The organism is Photorhabdus sp. RW14-46 (assembly GCF_963887965.1).
Taxonomy (GTDB): domain Bacteria; phylum Pseudomonadota; class Gammaproteobacteria; order Enterobacterales; family Enterobacteriaceae; genus Photorhabdus; species Photorhabdus laumondii.
In genome coordinates this window covers 83,125-103,701 of the sequence record NZ_CAWPHH010000012.1, presented here as the reverse complement: position 1 = coordinate 103,701, position 20,577 = coordinate 83,125, and the positions used below count along the sequence as shown (strand labels likewise).

Below are 20,577 nucleotides of genomic sequence, written 5' to 3'. Positions count from 1 at the left end.
AGGTTGAGTTTATTCGTGGAAAAATCCTCTTCTGGTAAAGAGAGTTATTTTCTACTTTTAATTTAAATTATATTCATAATTTCATTATTCAATAATATCTATGGGTTTATATCTTATGGTGATTTTTGAAAATACAATTATACTTGTTGTTTTTATTTGTATTTTATAATAATACTTCATGAGATAAGTATAAAATTGAAATTTAATTAGTATCTATTAAAAGGTAGTGACGTATCACAGAAATATTTTCCATAATTAATGGAAAAAATGAGAAATGACGGGTATAGATGGAGGGATAGGAAGCCCAGGAGAGCGAACAGGAAATGTAGGGCAGATATATGTTAACGGCGAATTGCAAGAGTGCGATTAAAGAAAGTCTATTTCTATTTCCTAAACACAAACTATTTGGAAACGAGTAGATTAAGAATAGTGAGATTATCGGGGTGAAATCTAAGGTTTTTCATCAAAACGACTGTCGTTCTGTCGTTAATTCAGTGCACCATAGGGTTAATGTGTGCACTGAATTTGTAGTGTAAAATTTTCGAGAAAAATTATTTCAGCCAACCTTTCTTCTGTGCAGTTTCCAATTGTGGCAGCAGATATTGCCACAATTCAGGATAGGTATTGGCAATAAATTTATTGCGGTTAATCACCTGCTCAAAACGAATATTATTTTCTACCCAACTCTGTCCTTTATTATGCAGATTCATCAGAATCGGCATTAGTCTATCCAGTGTAATGGCGAAACGGGCGTCTTGGCTTTCTCCTGCTTCATACTCTTGCCAAAGTGACATAAAATGATTTTTCTGTGGTTCGGGGAGTAAACCAAAAAGACGGTTGGCGGCTTTAACTTCTTGTTCATGAATAGCTTCACGAGCCGTCAAATCGTAAACCATCACATCACCAGCATCAATTTCTACGATATCGTGAATTAATGCCATCTGGATAACTCGTTGGATATCTACTTCTTGTGCATATGGCGCAAAACTCATTGCGGCGATAGCTAAATGCCAGCTATGTTCGGCTGAATTTTCCTGACGATGGTTATCCAGTAACTTAATTCGCCGCTGAACTTTCTTTAACTTATCCAACTCCATTAAAAAACCGACGATATTGGTAAAGGGGCCAAAATCAACGACAGATACTGCTAACGACATACAAACCTCATCTATTTTTCTTCGTTGAGAGAATAAGGCAGAGGCTGAATAGTGAGGGAATGCCCTTCATCGTCACGGACGCGGAATACACTATGACTTTCCATATCATTATTCATGACGACTTGTATCCAGACATTATCATTATTCAACTTAACGGCAGCCAAAACGGTACCCGTTCTCCGCCACTTATCTCCTAATTGCCATTCTAAATCATCTCCGGCCATCGGAATTTTAGAGGCACTGCCAGCCAGCCAGTACATGCCACGTTTATTTGCTCCGCGGTATTTAGCTCGGGCTACCATTTCCTGACCGGTATAACACCCTTTTTTAAAGCATACCCCTCCCGCCAATGCCTGAAGGTTAGTTGCTTGGGGAATAAATTGTGTACTATTTGCGGCATCAATGATTGGGAAGCCAGCTTCAATATCCAGAGCTAACCACTGTTCACTGTTATTAAGCTGAGCTTGAAGTTTTTCTGTTAACTGTTCAGCGGTTACGGTGTTTGTTACCAGAAGGAAACGTTCAGACGGCAAGGAAAAATGGAGTAGTGTGGTGGCTTCATGTGCAACGACAGCGTTATCCGCATCCGGCAAGGTTGGGAAGAAGCTGCTTAATGCTTGCCGGCAGTTTTTACCTGCAACACCGAGCAGTAGCGCGTTCTCATCCTGAGCAAGAGCAATTTTGGAGAATACGGCATATTTTTTTAATTCTGTAAGCTGATTTTCCAGCACACTGCGACGTTCAATATAAGCAAAGCTTTCACCACGATGGAAGAGGCGCAGATTACTCCACATTTTGCCTTTTGCGTCACAATGCGCACTAAGCACATGCTGATTCGTTGCAAGTGCGGAAATATCTGCTGTAACCTGACCTTGTAGATATTTTTCTGTATCCGGTCCAGTTGCGGTTACCAGGCCCCAGTCATCTAGTGATATTAATGTCAGGGGAAGGGTCGATGAAGACAATGGAAATTGTGAAGAGAACGGAGTTTTATAAGCCATGACACATCCTGCCAGTCAGATATTTGAGCCAATGATGCATAATGGTAAAAGAGCTGAAGCACAATGCAAGTAGTTATTATTGCTATTAGCTGGCATGATGCATGAGTTTGCCGGGCGACTTAAATGGCTAATAGCGTTAAAACTAACAATGAGAATTAAAAAGGGGATTTTTTGAACATGGATATTGATAATAAAGCGCGTATTCATTGGGCATGTCGGCGTGGAATGCGTGAGCTGGATATTTCAATTATGCCGTTTTTTAAGTATGAATATGATTCACTCAGTGATGATGATAAACGACTTTTTATTCGCTTACTTGCATGTGCTGATCCTGATCTATTCAACTGGCTAATGAATCATGGGCGTCCAGAAGATGAAGAGTTATTTCGCATGATTAAACTTATTCAGAATAGAAATAAAGATCGTGGTCCTGTGGAAGTGTGATCTCAGGGTATCTTGGCATACCCAGCTAATTTCTACCTGTGTTCATGGTGCAATAGCGCTTATCGTACTACTTGCTCCGTGGCCTGCGGATGACGCTATTTTCTGGATTTTCTGGCTTCCTTTGGTACTGTTGATTATTGCCAGTTGGGGGCGTAGCCAGAAAAATATCCGTAAATCTCAAGGGCTTTTAGTTCTTCTCAGTGATAATAAGTTGCAATGGAAGAAGCATGAGTGGCAAATTATCCGGCGGCCGTGGTTGTGTCGTTATGGCGTATTAATTACGGCTCAATCTTTTTATAACCAGAAAAAAATCCGTTTATGGGTCGCATCCGATGGTATGCCACAGGATGAATGGAGGAATATTAATCAACTGTTGTTGCAATATCCTGATATCTGATTGAGCTGGAATTTTCCTGAGTTAAAGTAGAGGCTCCATTTCTTGCAGGATTTGCATACACCATTGCGATAAACGATCATCAGTTTGTTCATACTGGTTTACGTCATCTAAAGCCAGCCCGACAAATTGTGAGCCATTATCCGTTAATGGTTTCGGGCTGGTAAACTCATAGCCTTCAGTTGGCCAGAAGCCAATAAAATGCACGCCTGAAGGGCGTAAATGGTGATATAGCATACCGAGAGCGTCGAGGAACCAATCGCTGTAATCAATTTGATCCCCCATACCATACATGGCGACAATTTTCCCTTGTAAATTGAGGGAAGGGATTTGATCCCAAATAACCAGCCAATCTTCCTGCAATTCGCCAAAATCCCATGTTGGGATGCCGAGAATCAGGACAGAATACGTTTCCATTAATTCAGGTGCTGTCTCTTTGATATTGTGAAGATCAATTAAATCTTCGCCAAGGATATCGCGGATTTTCTCTGCTACCATCTCGGTGTAGCAGGTGCTTGAGCCGTAAAAAAGACCAATCTTCATCATTAATCATTATGGTTTTTGAATATCTGGATTGGCATTGTAACAGAATAATTGCTTTTTCAGGCATAATAGCCGGCAGAGATGTACAGATTTAAGGAAAGTAATTCATGTCAAAACAACCAACTCAGTTGACTAATCCACTGATAGAACAATTTCTTGATGCTATCTGGTTAGAACATGATCTTGCGGAAAATACGCTTGCTTCTTATCGGTTGGATTTGCAGGCATTGGATAACTGGTTGATACATCATGGTCATAATTTATTATCTGTCCAGACGATAGATTTGCACTCTTTTCTGGCAGAACGCGTGGATGGAGGATATAAAGCCAGTAGTTCGGCGCGTTTACTCAGTGCCATGCGCCAATTGTTTCTCTATTTTTATCGGGAAAAAATGCGGGAAGATGATCCGACAGCACTTTTGTCTGCACCGAAATTACCAAAGCGATTGCCCAAAGATTTAAGTGAAAAGCAGGTAGAAGATCTACTCAATGCGCCCTGTACAGATCAGCCAGTGGAGTTAAGGGATAAAGCCATGCTTGAAGTGCTTTATGCCTGTGGTTTGCGGGTATCTGAGTTAGTGGGATTGACACTTTCCGATGTCAGTTTGCGTCAAGGCGTGGTGAGAGTGATTGGTAAAGGGAATAAAGAACGGCTAGTGCCTTTAGGGGAAGAAGCAATTTATTGGCTAGAGAATTATCTGGAATATGGGAGAGTTGGGCTGCTAAATGGTGCAACGTTGGATGTCCTTTTTCCTAGCAACCGAGGGCGACAAATGACCCGACAGACATTTTGGTATCGTATTAAACATTATGCGCTGTTGGCTGGAATCGATACTGGACGGTTATCTCCTCATGTTTTACGTCATGCATTTGCCACGCATTTGCTAAATCATGGCGCTGATTTGCGAGTTGTGCAGATGTTATTGGGGCATAGTGATCTATCTACAACACAAATATATACTCATGTAGCAACAGAACGGCTCAAATTGCTACATCAACAACATCATCCGCGAGGGTGAGCACGGATTTAAAGGAACTGAAAATGAAAAAAAGCGTGTTATGTTTCCCTCTTTTGCTGGCCTGGTTTAGTGGAAATGCGCTTGCTGATGATGGTGCTGTCCATAGAATAATGCAAAAACTAGGGATAAAAGCAGAAAGCATCCAGCCATCACCTATCGTTGGTTTAAATACGGTAGTGACTGAGCAAGGTATCATTTATCTATCTGATGACGGGAAATATTTATTACAAGGGCCAATTTATGATGTTAGTGGTAGCGCTCCTGTGAATGTCAGTAATCAATTATTGATGAAAAAGCTGGAAGCAATGAGAGATCAAATGATCATCTACAAAGCGCCAGAAGAGAAGCATGTCGTTACCGTTTTCACGGATATTACCTGTGGTTACTGCCATAAATTGCATGAAAACATGAAAGAGTACAATAAACTGGGTATTACTGTGCGCTATTTGGCATTCCCTCGTCAGGGTATGCAGCACCAATCTGCTAAAGATATGCAATCTATCTGGTGTAGTGCAACACCGCAGAAATCATTAGATGCTGCGTTTAAAAATGAAGATGTTTCGCCAATTAAGAGCTGTAAGGTGGATATTGCTAACCAGTACAAATTAGGTCTCCAGTTTGGTGTGCAGGGAACGCCGGCAATTGTCCTTAAGGATGGCAGCCTGTTAGGTGGATATATGCCACCAGAGGCTTTGGCAGCGGCACTGGCGCAACGTGGTAAATAAGTTTAGTGAATATTGAAACACAACTTCGCCGCCGCTTGGCGGTGAATGACAGTCACCTTCCACAACAGATTCATCCACTACTGCGTCGCTTATATGCCATTCGTGGTATCCAGCAAGCTAATGAATTGGAGCGTGGTGTTCAAGGATTATTGAATTATCAGCATCTAAGTGGTGTGGAACAGGCGGTGGCACTCTTGTTGACTGCACTTCATGAACACTGGCGTATCGTTATTGTCGGTGATTTTGATGCTGATGGGGCCACCAGCACGGCATTGGCGATCCGATCATTACGCTCGATGGGATATCGCCATCTGGATTATCTGGTACCAAATCGTTTTGACAATGGTTATGGTTTAAGCTCACAGGTGGTAGAAGAGGTCGTTAAAAAAGGCGCTGACCTGATTATTACCGTGGATAATGGTATCTCTTCCCATGAAGGGGTTGCGGCTGCCCATCAGCACCGTATGAAAGTGATTGTCACGGATCATCACTTGCCGGGTGACGTTTTGCCGGCGGCTGATGCCATTATTAATCCTAATCTTGCCGATTGTTCGTTCCCGTCTAAATCATTGGCCGGGGTGGGTGTCACATTTTATCTGATGTCTGCCTTAAGGGCGGCACTGAGAAAAGATCAATGGTTTGAAAAGCAAGGAATAGCGCTGCCGAATCTGGCCGAAATGTTGGATTTGGTTGCGTTAGGAACTGTTGCCGATGTTGTACCTTTAGATACCAATAACCGGATTCTGGTTTATCAGGGCTTGAACCGGATTCGTGCAGGACGCTGTTGTGCGGGGATACGTGCATTATTGGAAGTTTCCAGCCGTGATGCTTATAAGCTGACAGCCAGCGATTTGGGGTTTTTTCTGGGACCAAGACTGAATGCCGCTGGTCGCCTTGATGATATGTCCATTGGCGTCACGTTATTGCTCACTGACGACATAGCAAAGGCGCGTCAGATAGCTTGTGAATTGGACAGTCTTAACCAGACTCGGCGTGAAATAGAGCAGGGAATGCAGCAGGAAGCACTGCAAATCTGTGACAAACTTGAACGTACCAGCACTGAACTGCCTTATGGGCTAGCGCTCTATCATCCAGAATGGCATCAAGGGGTAGTCGGAATTTTGGCTTCCCGGATTAAAGAGCGTTTTCATCGGCCTGTTATCGCATTTGCACCGGCCGGTGACGGTATTTTGAAAGGTTCTGGTCGTTCAGTGCAGGGATTGCATATGCGGGATGCGCTTGAGCGGCTTGATACTTTGCATCCGGGTTTGATACTTAAATTTGGTGGTCATGCAATGGCGGCCGGTTTGTCACTTGAACAGGATAAATTCGAACAATTTCAGTATCACTTTTCTACGTTAATGGCGGATTGGTTAGATATTTCGCAACTTGAAGGTGTTATCTGGAGTGATGGTGAATTAGCAATTAATGAACTGTCATTGGACATTGCAGAAATGTTGCGTGATGGCGGTCCTTGGGGTCAGGCATTCCCGGAACCAATTTTTGACGGTAAATTCAAACTACTGCAACAGCGCATTGTTGGAGAGCGCCATTTAAAAGTGATAGTAGAGCCATTAAACGGTGGGCCGATGCTGGATGGTATTGCGTTCAATATCGATCCTACCCGCTGGCCCGATAACAGTGTCCGCGAAGTAGAACTTGCCTATAAACTGGATGTTAATGAATTTCGTGGCAACCGTAATGTACAGCTTTTGATCCAACATCTCTGGCCCTATTAACCGTTTGATCGGCAGGTAGTCAGTCATTGTCACGTACTCTCGTATGAATACGTGACAAATCTGTTGAAGTGCTATAAACCCTGTGCCGAATCCGTTACAATACGCGGTTCGAAAATTATCCATTTATCTACGACTACATAACGTAAGACACGAAAATATGTTTGAAATTAATCCGGTAAAAAACCACATTCAGGACCTGTCTGAGCGGACAACGGTTCTGAGGGGGTATCTTTGACTACGATGTCAAAAAAGAGCGCTTAGAAGAAGTTAATGCTGAATTAGAACAGCCTGATGTTTGGAATGAACCGGAGCGGGCACAGGCTTTGGGTAAAGAACGCTCCTCATTGGAAGAGATTGTCGAAACAATTGATCAGCTTGAGCAGGGACTGGAAGATGTACAAGGTTTACTGGAACTGGCAGTAGAAGCTGACGATGAAGAGACTTTTAATGAAGCTGTGGTAGAGCTGGAGCAGCTTGAAGAAAAATTGGGTCAGTTAGAATTTCGCCGTATGTTTTCTGGTGAGTACGACAGTGCTGACTGTTATCTTGATTTGCAGGCAGGCTCTGGTGGCACCGAGGCTCAAGATTGGGCAAGTATGCTGATGCGTATGTATCTGCGTTGGGCTGAATCCAAAGGCTTTAAAACGGAAATCATTGAAGAATCAGATGGTGAAGTTGCTGGCTTGAAATCAGCGACCATTAAGATCATGGGCGATTATGCTTATGGTTGGTTGCGTACTGAAACCGGTGTTCACCGCTTGGTACGTAAAAGCCCATTTGATTCTGGTGGTCGTCGCCATACTTCATTCAGTTCTGCTTTCATCTATCCCGAAGTGGATGATGATATTGATATTGAAATTAATCCGGCAGACTTACGTATTGATGTTTATCGCGCGTCTGGTGCGGGTGGTCAGCACGTTAACAAAACAGAATCTGCGGTGCGTATTACCCATATTCCAACCAACATTGTGACTCAGTGTCAGAATGATCGTTCTCAGCATAAAAACAAAGACCAGGCGATGAAACAGCTAAAAGCGAAGCTGTATGAACTGGAAATGCAGAAAAAGAACGCCAATAAACAGGAAATGGAAGAGAATAAATCCGATATTGGTTGGGGTAGTCAAATTCGCTCTTATGTTCTGGATGACTCACGCATCAAAGACTTGCGCACCGGCGTTGAAACTCGCAATACACAATCGGTGCTGGATGGTGATCTCGATAAATTCATTGAAGCAAGCCTGAAAGCTGGCTTATGAGGAACTAAAATGTCACAACAACAACAGGGTGCGGAACAGGCCCCCGATTTAAATAATGAGCTGCAAACTCGCCGCGAAAAACTTGCCGCTTTACGGGAGAATGGAATTGCATTCCCGAATGATTTCCGTCGTGAAAATATTTCAGAAGATTTGCACGCGAAATACGACGACAAAACTCAGGAAGAGCTGGAAGCACTGAATATTGACGTGACGGTTGGCGGTCGTATGATGACGCGTCGCATTATGGGTAAGGCTTCTTTCGTAACGCTACAGGATATGGGCGGTCGTATTCAGTTATATGTTGCTCGTGACGATCTGCCGGAAGGTATTTATAACGAACAGTTTAAAAAATGGGATCTGGGAGACATTCTGGGGGCTCGTGGCAAACTGTTTAAAACCAAAACCGGTGAACTTTCCATTCACTGTACTGAACTGCGCCTGCTGACAAAAGCGCTGCGTCCATTGCCGGATAAATTCCACGGCTTGGCTGATCAGGAAACTCGCTATCGTCAGCGTTATCTGGATCTGATCGCCAACGAAGAATCGCGCAAAACTTTCCAAATTCGCTCTCAAGTCTTATTGGCTCTGCGTAGCTTTATGGTCAGTAAAGGCTTTATGGAAGTGGAAACACCCATGATGCAGGTAATCCCTGGTGGTGCGGCGGCTCGTCCATTTATTACTCACCATAATGCGCTGGATATTGATATGTATCTGCGTATTGCGCCGGAACTTTACCTGAAACGTCTGGTTGTTGGTGGTTTTGAACGTGTCTTTGAAATTAACCGCAATTTCCGTAACGAAGGCGTATCTCCGCGCCATAACCCTGAGTTCACCATGATGGAACTCTACATGGCCTATGCGGATTACAAAGATCTGATTGTCCTGATAGAAGAGCTATTCCGTACACTGACGCAGAATATTTTGGGGAATACTCTGGTTAAATATGGTGAGCAGGAATTCGATTTCGGTAAACCATTTGCCCAAATGACCATGAAAGAGGCCATTTGCAAATATCGTCCTGAAACCAACATAGCTGATTTGGATGATATGGATAAGGTGGTGGCTATCGCTGAATCTCTTGGTATTGAAGTGGAAAAAGGTTGGGGCCTTGGTCGTGTTCAGTGTGAAATTTTTGAAGAAACGGCGGAAAGCCACCTGATTCAACCGACATTTATCACTGAATATCCGGCAGAAGTTTCTCCGCTAGCGCGTCGTAATGATGCAAATCCGTTTATCACTGACCGTTTTGAATTCTTTATTGGTGGACGTGAGATTGGTAATGGCTTCTCGGAATTGAATGATGCCGAAGATCAGGCGGAACGTTTTGCTGAGCAGGTTCGTCAGAAAGACGAAGGTGATGACGAAGCCATGTTCTACGATGAAGATTATGTAACGGCTTTGGAACACGGTATGCCGCCAACCGCCGGTTTGGGCATTGGTATTGACCGTATGATAATGTTGTTGACAGATAGCCATACCATCCGTGATGTTATTCTGTTCCCGGCAATGCGCCCGCAGAAATAACCGTTTGAATTAAATTTCAAATTCCAACTCCTCTATAGCATAGCTGTCAGGGGAGTTTTTATTTTCAACTGCCTGAAATATAGACAACTTAAGCAGATAATGGCTTGCTGATGCTAACGAAGTCGCTATAATAATTTATGTTATCCTTAAGCGAGCGTAGTTCAATGGCAGAACGAGAGCTTCCCAAGCTCTATACGAGGGTTCGATTCCCTTCGCTCGCTCCAGTTTTGTATTCTTTCTAGAAAATGCTGTCGCATTGAAAATATACCTTTTGATATGATGTAAATTAAATCAAAAGAATTTGCGTATAATAATCGATATAAATTAATAACTAACTCATTGTCTAATATGAAAAGAATCCCGTTATTAAATCAACCCCGAATCAGCTAGGCGTGATGTATTTTTGAATGTGGATACATCACCATAGAAAGCATTCTATGGTAAATGAATAATTAATAGAGACAGACTATTTACCATGAAAGAAAAACATTGGTCAAAAATTCAATTCCTACATGAAGCTGTAACTAATCAGAGTATTGTCATCAAAGGAACCCATAGCTATTATAGCGATTGCTGGAGTGGCGGTTTTGAAGAATCTGTCGTTCGCTATTTATACGGTGATAAAATCAGTCTTCAATGGGAGTCTAAGTGGCCAATTGATAAATTGTATATTGGCGATTATGTTTGCATAGGTGCTGAAACTGTCATTCTTATGGGTGGAAATAATACGCACAGAGCGGATTGGTTCTGTTTATATCCATTCATGGAATATATCGAAGAGGCATATGTAGGCAAAGGTGACACGCATATTCATGATGGCGTATGGCTTGGCATGCGTTCAATGATTATGCCTGGCGTTACTATTGGTGAAGGCGCTATCGTTGCTGCTAATAGCGTTGTCACTAAAGATGTTGAGCCATATAGTATTGTTGCTGGAACGCCTGCTAAATTAGTTAAATATCGCTTTGCGCCGCACATTATCAATGAGCTACTTGCGTTAAAAATATATGATTGGTCAGAAGAGAAATTTAATGCTTTAAAACCCTATCTCTGTGCTTCGGATATTAGGGCATTAAAATCTGCTGTAAGATCATATTAAGAGAAACAGTTAATTAATTCCGTAAAATAATTAATTAGGCTTGATTTGATTAATTAAGTGTATTTTTTAAAAATGTTCTATTGCTGAATTATTTAACCGAAGTCCATTAATTGTTAGCTTAAATACCGTTTCGGCATTGAAGCCGCAAACGGTATTTATTTAATATTCCTTCAATATAAAAGAAAATATGCTACTATCCTCTTATGAAAAGAAAAAATACACCGACGCCACATGATGCTATTTTTAAAAAGTTTTTAAGTCATATTGATACTGCCAGGGATTTTCTAGAGATACACTTACCTGCCACATTACGGGCAGTTTGTGATCTTGATACACTGCGACTGGAATCGGGGTCATTTATTGAGGACAATCTGCGGGTACATTATTCCGACATCTTGTATTCACTAAAAACTACGCAGGGTGAGGGCTATGTGTATTGCGTGATTGAACATCAGAGTTCCCCGGATAAGATGATGGCATTCCGGCTGATGCGTTACAGTATTTCAGCCATGCAATGGCATCTGGAGCAGGGACATAAAAAATTGCCGCTGGTCATTCCAGTGTTGTTTTATCACGGAAAAATACGGCCATATCCGTGGAGTACCAACTGGTTCGATTGCTTCGATGCTTCGGCTCTGGCAGAAGAGATCTATTCCAGCGCGTTTCCGTTGGTAGATGTGACGGTAATCCCGGATGATGAAATCCTGACGCACAAACGAGTTGCACTACTGGAAATAGTACAAAAACATATCCGGCAACGTGATATGGCGGAGTTACAGCAAGAGCTGACCATGTTGTTTGCGTATGATTACTATACAGATGAGCAGCTAAGAAGCATGCTAAACTACATATTACTGGTGGGAGATACCGCCGATCCAGAAGGTTTTATCCGGCAACTGGCAGAACAGTTCCCGAAGTATGAGGAGGTACTGATGACAATAGCGCAGAAGTTGCAACATAAAGGACATCAAGAAGGGCTTAAGGAAGGGCTTCAAAAATGTCAAGAAGCACGCGAAGAAGGGCTTCAAGAAGGATTACAGAAAGGTGAAAAAAAAGGTGAAAAGAAAGGTGAAAAGAAAGGTGAAGAGAAAGGTGAAAAACGGGCGAGTCTGAAAATCGCGCGTGCATTGATGGATAATGGTATCGATCGTGAAACGATAATGAAAAGTACAGGGTTGAGCCAGAACGAACTTGAACAAATACATCACTGATTCGTGCTGAGAGCCGTAATCGGTATTTAAAGATTCGTGTTAGAAGAGGGGCTTGTCCAGCGAGTAACGGGACCGCCCCCTAGAAATATGAGGAGGTAATTGGTGACAATAGCGCAAAAACTGGAGCAGAAAGCGTTCCAAGAAGGATATCAAGAAGCATGCCGAAAAGCATGCCGAAAAGCATATCGAGAAGCATATCGAGAAGCATATCGAGAAGGATACAGAAAAGGATTACAGATAGGTAGAAAACTGGCGCTTGTGAAAATCGTGTATGCAATGATAGACAATGGTATCGACCATGAAACGATAATTAAAATCATTGTGATGAGCCGGAATAAGATTGAACAAATAGCCGATTAACTTATGCTGACACTTTATTGGCATGACAGTTCGTGTAAATAAGTGGGCAAAACTTTACATATAAGCGGTATATTATTTGGATAAATTTGAAATCATACTTTTTCTGTCGGGTATTAAGCTTTTTAATTGAAATAGTATTTTAATAATTAAATAATATTCCTCAAATAGAATATTCGAAACATCGTAATCCGATAAATTTTCTCTTGGAAGCGGCAACCGGATTGGTTGCCGATATCTTTTAATCTAAAAAATAAATCTGAATCTATGTACCTCTGAGTTAGACGTTCTTATAATAGGAAATATTTTCGTTATTGGTAAATAATCGAATGTTGAAACAGGTTGAATTAAGCCATCATACGAAAATAGATTCAGTAGATATCTGATATTCTTTTGGCGCTTTTAATTAAGATTTCTTTGTAATCAGGCGTCTGTTTTTCCACATTGGAAAATATAGCTTGAAGCATGGCATGAGTTATTTCGTTGTCGGCGAATTCTGGCATGCCGCTATTGAACGGTGGTTCTGGGCTATATTGCATCGCTAGTTGGACTGCTTGGGCATATTCTTCACCTTTGATTTCAGCAAGCAATGTTAAACCGAAATCAATACCTGCGGTGACTCCACCTCCTGTGACCCGGTTTCTATCGATAACGACTCTTTTATTAACCGGTATTGCATCGAATTTGTTGAGATCGTCTATCATCGACCAATGAGTCGCCGCTTGATACCCTTTTAGCAAGCCTGCGGCCCCTAACAGGATAGATCCTGTACACACGCTGGTGACCCAAGATGCTTTACTTCCCACTTTATGTATCCAATCAAGCATGTCTAATTCGGCAAGCAAAGCATAAGGATTTCCTGTACCGGGAACACACAAAATATCCACTTTATTTAATTGCTCAAATGTAGTGCTCGGTGAAAATGATATATGTGCCAGCTCAGTGCGCACCGGAAGTAAATCGCGCCAGACATATTCAATATTTAACCATCCTCCCACTCCAAGAACTGTCGCGGGACCAATCATATCAAGTGGTGTCATGCTTGGGAAAATGACAAAAGCGAGAGTGGGTTTTTCTCCAGATGATGCATTCATTAACGAAGATAATGCCGCAGGATGTTCCTTAGATATGTTTTTCATGGAGAAGTTTTCCTTATTGAGATTGAAAAGTGAATTGAAATTCATATGCCGCTATTTTTAGCGATCGCTGAACATCTGTATTCCCGGTAGTAAATTGATATACCCGTCATCTTTCAAGTTGCCTCTTTGTTGGCTGCACTCGCTCACCCCGATCACATAGTTTGCTATGCTCCCGGGGATTCACTCCTTTGCCGTCGCGATGCATCTTGAAATCCATAGGGTATGGAATAACTGTAACCGTTAACTAATTGGCGTATATGCCAATATTGCGACGATTTACGCCAAGTGCCATAATTGCCTTATGAACATTAAAACTCTCTATTTTCTGATCTTCCCCAATGTCAATTTGCTGGACCTTTCAGGGCCATTGCAGGTCTTTACCACAGCTAATGAGCTAGCAGAGAAGTTTGGTCACAGACGGCCCTACGCTATAAAAGTTGTGGCTTGTGAGCCCGGACAGGTAATGACGCAGGCTGGAATAACTGTGCAGGCAGAACCTCTACCTAAGTTGGATTCTCCCGCCGATACTCTGATTGTTGCAGGGGGCATTGGCGTTGAGTCAGCGGCGAACCATCCGCCATTGCGTAATTGGTTAAAGGGACATGCGTCGCTGGCTAGGCGTATTGTGTCTGTATGCAGTGGGGCATTCATTCTGGCTGCTTGCGGGTTGCTTGATGGCCGCAGAGTCGTTACACACTGGAGTAGCTGTGCCGAACTGGCCCGGCGTTACAGTAAATTGCGGGTAGAATGTGATCCTATCTTTATTCAGGATGGTCCGGTGTGGACTTCTGCTGGTGTCACCGCCGGAATCGACTTGGCTCTAGCATTGCTGGAGGAAGATTTCGGTCATAAACTGGCGCTGGATGTTGCGCGGGATCTCGTTATGTTTCTCAAACGTCCCGGTGGACAGGAACAGTTTAGTGCTCCACTGGCATTGCAAAGCAGTACGAGTAAATTTGCAGATCTGCACGCTTGGATGACTAACAATTTGGCGGGAGATCTTTCAGTGGCAACTTTGGCCACTCGTGCCAATATGAGTGAGCGTAGCTTCGTACGTCACTACAGCCAACATGCAGGGATTACGCCAGCCAAAGCGGTGGAGCGATTCCGCTTAGAAGCGGCGCGTCATCTTTTGGTTGAATCTACTCTGTCGCTCAAGTGCATAGCCTCCCGTTGCGGTTTCGGCTGTGAAGATACTTTACGCCGTAGTTTCTTCCGGGCGTTCAGTAGCACTCCACAGGACTACCGTAAGCACTTCAAGACGACATTTTAGCTATTTATTCTCTTTATTCTCTTTCTCTTGCTATCTCCTTCTTCAATCGTCGCCATAACGTAGTACGGCTAATCCCCAGATATTCCGCGGTTGCATGGTGATTGCCAGAAAACCGTTTCAAGGTTTCATGAACTGAAAGTGGTACAACAAGTGAAGATTGTTGAATTGAAGAAGGGGAAGACTTCATACTTTGTTCTGCCTGCTTGAGTATAGATTGGCGTTCCGGTGAAAGCGCCAATATCAATTCTGGTGTTAAGATATGCTCTGGATGAGCACTGAGGTATAACGTGAGCCGTTCCATAAGATTACGTAGTTCCCGGACATTGCCTGGCCAATGATAGGCTTGCAATGCCTCCTGACAGGTAGCAAGCTCTTGCACTCTTGATTGTGATACCGGCAAATTTAATGCAGCAAATGCTCGTCGCAGATATTCCAGCGCTAATATACCAATATCGTGACCTCTTTCTCTGAGGGCTGGAATGTTGATCCGCAATACACTCAGACGATAGAACAAGTCTGTTCGAAAACGCCCGTCTTGAACCCAGGTATCCAAATCGCAATGTGTGGCGCAAATTATCCGAACATCAACGGCAATAGGGCGGTGTCCTCCTACTCTGACAACGGATTTTTCTTCCAATACCCGCAATAGCCGTGTTTGAAGGGGCAGTGGCATCTCACCAATTTCATCCAAAAATAGCGTGCCTCGATGTGCAACTTCAAAAAGACCCGCACGCCCTCCACGTCGTGAACCGGTGAAAGCCCCTTCCTCATAACCAAACAATTCAGCTTCCAATAGGGATTCAGCAATGGCACCGCAGTTAACGGCGACAAACGGACGTTGATGTTTACCCGCAACCTGACCATACCGCAGGGCATATTCATGGTGAATGGCTTGTGCTACTAGCTCCTTCCCTGTGCCACTTTCCCCCTGTATCAGCACTGTGGCAGGCGAACGGGCATATAGCATAATAGTGTTGCGCACATGTTCCATCACCGCTGAATCTCCCCGGATATCATTGAGAGTATGGCGGGTACGTAAATTATTCTCGGTTGGATAGGCAGAAATTGAAGCTTGGCTGAGCGTGGTCATTCTGGCGATATCCAGTGCATCATGGAATGCCTGGCGAATAGAATCAGCAGAGTAGACAAAAACACCTACCAATTCAGCCTCATAGGCGAGGTCGGTAATTAACCCGGCACCGACAATCACTTTAATGCCAATGGCTTTTAGTGCATTGACTTGGGCCCGTGCATCTTCTTCCGTTACGTAACTGCGTTGTTCAATACGCAGGTTGAACCGTTGTTGAAATTCTTCTAGCGCAGGTAATGTATTTTGATAGGTGATAACACCAATACGGGAGCTGATTTGTCGTGCACGGGCCAATGCTTGCATAAAATCAAATCCACTGGCTTTGGCAATAATAACGGGCACTGACAAACGACTTTTAAGATAAGCTCCGTTGGAACCGGCACAGAGCACGGCATCACAACATTCAGTTGTTAACCGTTGACGAATATGCTGAACTGCATTTTCAAACCCAAGTTGGATAGGTGTGATATTGGCCTGATGATCGAACTCTGGTGTGATATCACGGAAGAGATCAAAAAGACGGGAAACAGAGACTGTCCAAATGACCGGTTTATCACGGTTATCACGTTCTGCTGATGGTGTTTCTGCCATGCTATTCCCCTATCTGTACGCTTTGTACGCTGTTTTCGTTTTTCTTAGCTGAACTTTATTCGCTTTTCCCACCACAATAATTCAATGTTTCGCAATTGTTTCATTCATGTTTCATGAAACGTAATTGATTCATTATGGAACAGATGAGTTTTTCTATCAATGGTACTTTCCTACAAGCTAATAAATATTTTTAGTGCTATTTTTTAATTTAAAAACAATCATGTATATTTTTATTGTGTTTGTTTTTTAAAATCATCAGCTATTTTTTACTTTATTGGTATGTATATTGCTAGGTAACAAGTGTGTTTCATTATAATAACAATGAGGTCTTATATGACTCTTTCCTCTGCCGGTTTGGCATTTCGTCAGGCTATAGACGCTGAGTCCCCGTTACAGGTTGTCGGTACCATTAATGCGAATCATGCGTTGCTGGCAAAACGGGCGGGCTATAAAGCTATCTATCTTTCTGGTGGCGGTGTATCGGCGGGTTCATTGGGTATGCCTGATCTGGGAATTTCAACGCTGGATGATGTGTTAACAGATATTCATCGTATTACGGACGTATGCGATTTGCCATTGTTGGTGGATGCGGATATCGGTTTTGGTTCTTCTGCCTTTAATGTGGCTCGCACTGTGCGTTCCATGATTAAAGCGGGAGCGGCGGGGCTGCATATTGAAGATCAGGTTGGTGCGAAGCGCTGCGGTCATCGTCCGAATAAAGAGATTGTATCCAAAGAGGAAATGGTTGATCGCATCAAGGCTGCTGTCGATGCCCGTACTGATAAGCATTTTATCATTATGGCTCGTACTGATGCTTTGGCTGTTGAAGGATTTGCAGCGGCCCTTGATCGGGCAAAAGCCTATATCGAAGCTGGGGCAGACATGCTGTTTCCTGAGGCGATCACCGAATTACATATGTATAAAGCATTTGCGTCAACAACCGGGGTTCCTGTATTAGCCAATATAACTGAATTTGGGGCGACTCCACTTTTCACAACTGAAGAGTTGAAAAGTGCGGATGTCTCTATTGCGCTTTATCCACTTTCTGCTTTCCGTGCGATGAATAAGGCCGCCGAGCAGGTTTACATCACACTTCGCCGCGAAGGGACACAGAAGAGTGTGATCAGCATGATGCAGACTCGCAACGAGTTATACGAAAGCATCAACTACTACGATTTTGAACAAAAACTGGATCTGCTTTTCTCCCAGAAAAAATCTCAATGACGGACATCCCCACCTAATTTCGTCGTTTTATATGGCATAAAAACCGTAGAGGTGATACCCATGAGCGAACAGAACACGATGACTGAGTTAACCACTTTCAAGCCTAAAAAATCTGTAGCCCTTTCTGGCGTCAGTGCGGGTAACACGGCACTTTGTACCGTTGGAAAAACCGGTAATGATCTCCACTACCGTGGTTACGATATTCTTGATCTTGCAACCCAGTGTGAATTCGAAGAAGTTGCATACCTATTGGTCCACGAAAAATTGCCTTCTCGTGCTGAATTGGCTGCCTATAAAGCGAAATTAACCGCACTGCGAGGTCTGCCGGGTAGCGTAAAGGCAGCACTGGAAACATTACCCGCCGCCGCCCATCCTATGGATGTTATGCGTACTGGAGTCTCCGTTCTGGGTTGTACATTGCCTGAGAAAGACGATCACAACCTCGCGGGAGCGCGTGATATTGCTGACAGATTACTAGCCTCTCTCAGCTCCATATTGCTCTATTGGTATCACTATAGCCACAATGGGCGCCGCATTGAGGTGGAAACTGATGATGTGTCGATAGGCGGGCATTTTCTGCACCTCCTGCATGGTAAAAAAACCTGTGAATCGTGGGAAAAGGCCATGCATACTTCCCTAATCCTTTATGCGGAACACGAATTTAATGCCTCGACATTTACCAGTCGGGTTATTGCAGGAACGGGTACGGATATCTACTCCGCCATCATCGGGGCGATTGGTGCACTGAGAGGGCCAAAACACGGTGGAGCAAACGAAGTCTCTTTTGAAATTCAACAGCGCTATGAAAATCCTGATGAAGCAGAGCGTGATATTCTGGCGCGTTTGGCGAGAAAAGAGGTCATTATTGGCTTTGGTCATCCGGTTTACACTATTTCTGATCCCCGTCACAAAGTGATTAAAGATGTGGCCCTGCAACTTTCTAAAGAGGCAGGAACCACCAAAATGTTTAATATTGCGGATCGACTAGAAGCGGTGATGTGGGCCAACAAAAAAATGTTCCCGAATCTTGATTGGTTCTCAGCGGTTTCCTATCACATGATGGGCGTGCCAACGGCGATGTTTACACCGTTGTTTGTGATTGCCCGCACAGCGGGGTGGGCTGCTCACATCATTGAACAGCGTATTGATAACAAAATTATTCGCCCCTCAGCCGACTATACCGGGCCAGAAAATCGAGTATTTACGCCAATAGGTAAACGTGGGTAACGCTATTTTTGATGCAGAGATTCCTGCATGAGTGTTTTTTAACAAGGAATTATTATGTCTACCTCTGTTGCAAGCAATCATCCTGAATATGATCAGGTTATTGCGGATATTGTGGATTATGTTATGGAATACGCCATCACATCATCCGTCGCCTATGAAACGGCTTATTACTGTTTTCTGGATACGTTGGGTTGTGGGTTAGAGGCACTGGAATACCCGGCCTGCAAGAAATTACTAGGGCCGATTGTGCCGGGGACAGTGGTCCCTAATGGCGTGCGGGTGCCGGGAACCCAGTTTCAACTCGATCCGGTACAGGCGGCATTTAACATTGGTACGATGATCCGCTGGCTAGATTTTAATGACACATGGCTTGCCGCTGAATGGGGGCATCCATCCGATAACCTCGGTGGCATCTTAGCAGTGGCTGACTGGCTATCAAGAAATGCCGTTGCTGGTGGGAAAAAGCCGCTTACGATCAAAGATGTTTTGACGGGGATGGTTAAAGCGCATGAAATTCAGGGATGTCTTGCACTGGAGAATGCATTCAATAAAGTCGGTTTAGATCATGTCGTGCTGGTAAAAGTGGCTTCGACCGCTGTTGTTGCTGAAATGTTGGGATTGAATCGGGAAGAGATCTTGAGCGCGGTATCGCTAGCTTGGGTTGATGGTCAATCATTGCGAACTTACCGTCATGCTCCCAATACTGGCTCACGTAAATCTTGGGCTGCCGGTGATGCAACATCCCGCGCGGTTCGCTTGGCTTTGATGGCGCAAAAGGGTGAAATGGGATATCCCTCGGTATTAACTGCAAAAACGTGGGGATTCTATGATGTCCTGTTCAATGGTCAGCCTTTTAAATTCCAGCGTGCCTATGGCGCTTATGTGATGGAAAACGTGCTGTTCAAGATCGCTTTCCCGGCAGAATTTCATGCGCAAACTGCGGTGGAAGCTGCAATGAGCCTGCATCAACAATTGAAAGACGCCGGTAAGACTATCAATGACATTACAAAAATCACTATTCGTACCCATGAAGCTTGTATACGGATTATCGATAAACAAAGCCCGTTAAATAATCCTGCGGACCGAGACCACTGTATTCAGTACATGGTGGCGATTCCTTTAATCTTTGGTCGTCTTACTGCGGCGGATTATGAAGATAGCGTTGCGGCAGATCCTCGCATTGATGCACTGCGGGAAAAGATAGTATGTATTGAAGATCTGGATTTTACCCGTGATTATCACGATCCGGAAAAACGTTCTATTGCTAACGCATTAACTGTTACGTTTACAGATGGCAGCCAGCTCAATGAAGTCAAAGTTGAATTCCCCATCGGCCATGCTCGTCGCCGTAAGGAAGGCATTCCATTATTGCTGAAAAAATTTAGAACCAACCTGGCACGTCAGTTCCCTGAAACGCAACAGAGGAGAATCCTGTCTGTTTCCCTTGACTGCTCGTTGTTAGAAAACATGCCGGTAAACGAATACCTCGACTTATACGTTATCTGAATTTCCAATATTATCGGCGGCTGCTCTCCCAAAGTGCCGCTCTATCATCTACGGCAGA

19 protein-coding genes and 1 tRNA gene are annotated in these 20,577 nt (G+C 43.6%); 15 read left to right on the top strand and 5 right to left on the bottom strand.

Going from position 1 to position 20,577, the window contains the following annotated elements:
• Nucleotides 1–551: 551 nt before the first annotated feature.
• A complete protein-coding gene (locus AACQ38_RS12255; protein ID WP_011147737.1) occupies nucleotides 552–1,157 on the bottom strand; it encodes an HD domain-containing protein in 606 nt (201 codons plus the stop codon).
• 11 nt (nucleotides 1,158–1,168) lie between these two features.
• Nucleotides 1,169–2,158: a tRNA-modifying protein YgfZ gene (ygfZ, locus tag AACQ38_RS12250; protein ID WP_165578241.1), complete on the bottom strand. Its 990-nt coding sequence runs from the start codon at nucleotides 2,156–2,158 to the stop codon at nucleotides 1,169–1,171.
• Nucleotides 2,159–2,335: 177 nt separating this feature from the next.
• On the opposite strand from ygfZ, the gene sdhE reads away from it, so the two are divergent.
• Nucleotides 2,336–2,602 (top strand): FAD assembly factor SdhE, encoded by a 267-nt coding sequence (gene sdhE / locus AACQ38_RS12245; RefSeq protein WP_011147735.1) that lies wholly within the window; start codon nucleotides 2,336–2,338, stop codon nucleotides 2,600–2,602.
• Complete coding sequence (locus AACQ38_RS12240) at nucleotides 2,583–2,999, top strand: protein YgfX (RefSeq protein WP_113025073.1); 417 nt, start codon at nucleotides 2,583–2,585, stop codon at nucleotides 2,997–2,999. The genes sdhE and AACQ38_RS12240 overlap by 20 nt, the downstream gene beginning before the upstream one ends.
• A gap of 21 nt (nucleotides 3,000–3,020) precedes the next feature.
• Here the strand turns inward: AACQ38_RS12240 and fldB are convergent, their stop codons facing one another.
• Nucleotides 3,021–3,539, bottom strand: coding sequence for a flavodoxin FldB (gene fldB, locus AACQ38_RS12235; protein WP_165578257.1), 519 nt, complete (start codon nucleotides 3,537–3,539; stop codon nucleotides 3,021–3,023).
• Between the two features lie 107 nt (nucleotides 3,540–3,646).
• On the opposite strand from fldB, the gene xerD reads away from it, so the two are divergent.
• From xerD to AACQ38_RS12190, 9 genes are all read left to right on the top strand, one after another.
• Entirely contained in the window at nucleotides 3,647–4,558 is a 912-nt protein-coding gene (gene xerD / locus AACQ38_RS12230; protein ID WP_011147732.1) for a site-specific tyrosine recombinase XerD, read from the top strand.
• Between the two features lie 23 nt (nucleotides 4,559–4,581).
• A complete protein-coding gene (gene dsbC / locus AACQ38_RS12225; protein ID WP_165578240.1) occupies nucleotides 4,582–5,283 on the top strand; it encodes a bifunctional protein-disulfide isomerase/oxidoreductase DsbC in 702 nt (233 codons plus the stop codon).
• Nucleotides 5,284–5,288: 5 nt separating this feature from the next.
• Nucleotides 5,289–7,022, top strand: coding sequence for a single-stranded-DNA-specific exonuclease RecJ (gene recJ / locus AACQ38_RS12220; protein ID WP_011147730.1), 1,734 nt, complete (start codon nucleotides 5,289–5,291; stop codon nucleotides 7,020–7,022).
• Between the two features lie 157 nt (nucleotides 7,023–7,179).
• Nucleotides 7,180–8,278, top strand: a protein-coding gene (prfB, locus tag AACQ38_RS12215) for a peptide chain release factor 2 (protein WP_109791750.1) whose coding sequence is annotated in 2 segments (ribosomal slippage) — nucleotides 7,180–7,254 and nucleotides 7,256–8,278 — 1,098 coding nt in all. Because the reading frame shifts where the segments join, the coding sequence is not laid out codon by codon here.
• Nucleotides 8,279–8,287: 9 nt separating this feature from the next.
• Nucleotides 8,288–9,802 (top strand): lysine--tRNA ligase, encoded by a 1,515-nt coding sequence (lysS, locus tag AACQ38_RS12210; RefSeq protein WP_011147728.1) that lies wholly within the window; start codon nucleotides 8,288–8,290, stop codon nucleotides 9,800–9,802.
• Between the two features lie 150 nt (nucleotides 9,803–9,952).
• Nucleotides 9,953–10,026: transfer RNA gene (locus AACQ38_RS12205), tRNA-Gly, on the top strand.
• Nucleotides 10,027–10,277: 251 nt separating this feature from the next.
• Nucleotides 10,278–10,901, top strand: a complete 624-nt coding sequence (locus AACQ38_RS12200; protein ID WP_165578239.1) for a CatB-related O-acetyltransferase — start codon at nucleotides 10,278–10,280, stop codon at nucleotides 10,899–10,901.
• A 203-nt stretch (nucleotides 10,902–11,104) separates the two neighbouring features.
• Nucleotides 11,105–12,112 carry an ISNCY-like element ISPlu15 family transposase gene (locus AACQ38_RS12195; RefSeq protein ID WP_165578238.1) on the top strand — a complete coding sequence of 336 codons (1,008 nt, stop codon included), beginning with the start codon at nucleotides 11,105–11,107 and terminating at the stop codon, nucleotides 12,110–12,112.
• 102 nt (nucleotides 12,113–12,214) lie between these two features.
• Nucleotides 12,215–12,472, top strand: coding sequence for a hypothetical protein (locus AACQ38_RS12190; RefSeq protein WP_165578237.1), 258 nt, complete (start codon nucleotides 12,215–12,217; stop codon nucleotides 12,470–12,472).
• Nucleotides 12,473–12,840: 368 nt separating this feature from the next.
• Here AACQ38_RS12190 and AACQ38_RS12185 read toward each other — a convergent pair whose 3' ends face one another.
• Entirely contained in the window at nucleotides 12,841–13,608 is a 768-nt protein-coding gene (locus AACQ38_RS12185) for a DJ-1/PfpI family protein (protein ID WP_165578236.1), read from the bottom strand.
• A 301-nt stretch (nucleotides 13,609–13,909) separates the two neighbouring features.
• Here AACQ38_RS12185 and AACQ38_RS12180 point away from each other — a divergent pair, with 301 nt between their 5' ends.
• Entirely contained in the window at nucleotides 13,910–14,881 is a 972-nt protein-coding gene (locus AACQ38_RS12180; protein ID WP_165578235.1) for a GlxA family transcriptional regulator, read from the top strand.
• A 13-nt stretch (nucleotides 14,882–14,894) separates the two neighbouring features.
• Here AACQ38_RS12180 and prpR read toward each other — a convergent pair whose 3' ends face one another.
• Nucleotides 14,895–16,562, bottom strand: a complete 1,668-nt coding sequence (gene prpR / locus AACQ38_RS12175; protein ID WP_011147723.1) for a propionate catabolism operon regulatory protein PrpR — start codon at nucleotides 16,560–16,562, stop codon at nucleotides 14,895–14,897.
• Between the two features lie 333 nt (nucleotides 16,563–16,895).
• On the opposite strand from prpR, the gene prpB reads away from it, so the two are divergent.
• The 3 genes from prpB to AACQ38_RS12160 are packed head-to-tail and all read left to right on the top strand — an operon-like array spanning nucleotide 16,896 to nucleotide 20,519.
• The gene (gene prpB, locus AACQ38_RS12170) at nucleotides 16,896–17,786 is read left to right on the top strand and encodes a methylisocitrate lyase (RefSeq protein WP_165578234.1); all 891 of its coding nucleotides are present in this window, start codon (nucleotides 16,896–16,898) and stop codon (nucleotides 17,784–17,786) included.
• Nucleotides 17,787–17,846: 60 nt separating this feature from the next.
• A complete protein-coding gene (prpC, locus tag AACQ38_RS12165) occupies nucleotides 17,847–19,013 on the top strand; it encodes a bifunctional 2-methylcitrate synthase/citrate synthase (protein ID WP_011147721.1) in 1,167 nt (388 codons plus the stop codon).
• 54 nt (nucleotides 19,014–19,067) lie between these two features.
• On the top strand, nucleotides 19,068–20,519 hold the full coding sequence (locus AACQ38_RS12160) for a bifunctional 2-methylcitrate dehydratase/aconitate hydratase (RefSeq protein ID WP_165578233.1): 1,452 nt from the start codon (nucleotides 19,068–19,070) through the stop codon (nucleotides 20,517–20,519).
• The last annotated feature ends 58 nt before the right edge of the window (nucleotides 20,520–20,577 follow it).

What these genes read in the sequence shown, in the direction of transcription:
- fldB (WP_165578257.1), bottom strand. Translation starts at nt 3,539, where the DNA reads ATGAAGATTGGTCTTTTTTACGGCTCAAGCACCTGCTACACCGAGATG.
- AACQ38_RS12200 (WP_165578239.1), top strand. Translation starts at nt 10,278, where the DNA reads ATGAAAGAAAAACATTGGTCAAAAATTCAATTCCTACATGAAGCTGTA.
- sdhE (WP_011147735.1), top strand. Translation starts at nt 2,336, where the DNA reads ATGGATATTGATAATAAAGCGCGTATTCATTGGGCATGTCGGCGTGGA.
- dsbC (WP_165578240.1), top strand. Translation starts at nt 4,582, where the DNA reads ATGAAAAAAAGCGTGTTATGTTTCCCTCTTTTGCTGGCCTGGTTTAGT.
- ygfZ (WP_165578241.1), bottom strand. Translation starts at nt 2,158, where the DNA reads ATGGCTTATAAAACTCCGTTCTCTTCACAATTTCCATTGTCTTCATCG.
- AACQ38_RS12180 (WP_165578235.1), top strand. Translation starts at nt 13,910, where the DNA reads ATGAACATTAAAACTCTCTATTTTCTGATCTTCCCCAATGTCAATTTG.
- xerD (WP_011147732.1), top strand. Translation starts at nt 3,647, where the DNA reads ATGTCAAAACAACCAACTCAGTTGACTAATCCACTGATAGAACAATTT.
- prpC (WP_011147721.1), top strand. Translation starts at nt 17,847, where the DNA reads ATGAGCGAACAGAACACGATGACTGAGTTAACCACTTTCAAGCCTAAA.
- AACQ38_RS12160 (WP_165578233.1), top strand. Translation starts at nt 19,068, where the DNA reads ATGTCTACCTCTGTTGCAAGCAATCATCCTGAATATGATCAGGTTATT.
- AACQ38_RS12255 (WP_011147737.1), bottom strand. Translation starts at nt 1,157, where the DNA reads ATGTCGTTAGCAGTATCTGTCGTTGATTTTGGCCCCTTTACCAATATC.
- lysS (WP_011147728.1), top strand. Translation starts at nt 8,288, where the DNA reads ATGTCACAACAACAACAGGGTGCGGAACAGGCCCCCGATTTAAATAAT.
- AACQ38_RS12195 (WP_165578238.1), top strand. Translation starts at nt 11,105, where the DNA reads ATGAAAAGAAAAAATACACCGACGCCACATGATGCTATTTTTAAAAAG.
- AACQ38_RS12185 (WP_165578236.1), bottom strand. Translation starts at nt 13,608, where the DNA reads ATGAAAAACATATCTAAGGAACATCCTGCGGCATTATCTTCGTTAATG.
- prpB (WP_165578234.1), top strand. Translation starts at nt 16,896, where the DNA reads ATGACTCTTTCCTCTGCCGGTTTGGCATTTCGTCAGGCTATAGACGCT.
- prpR (WP_011147723.1), bottom strand. Translation starts at nt 16,562, where the DNA reads ATGGCAGAAACACCATCAGCAGAACGTGATAACCGTGATAAACCGGTC.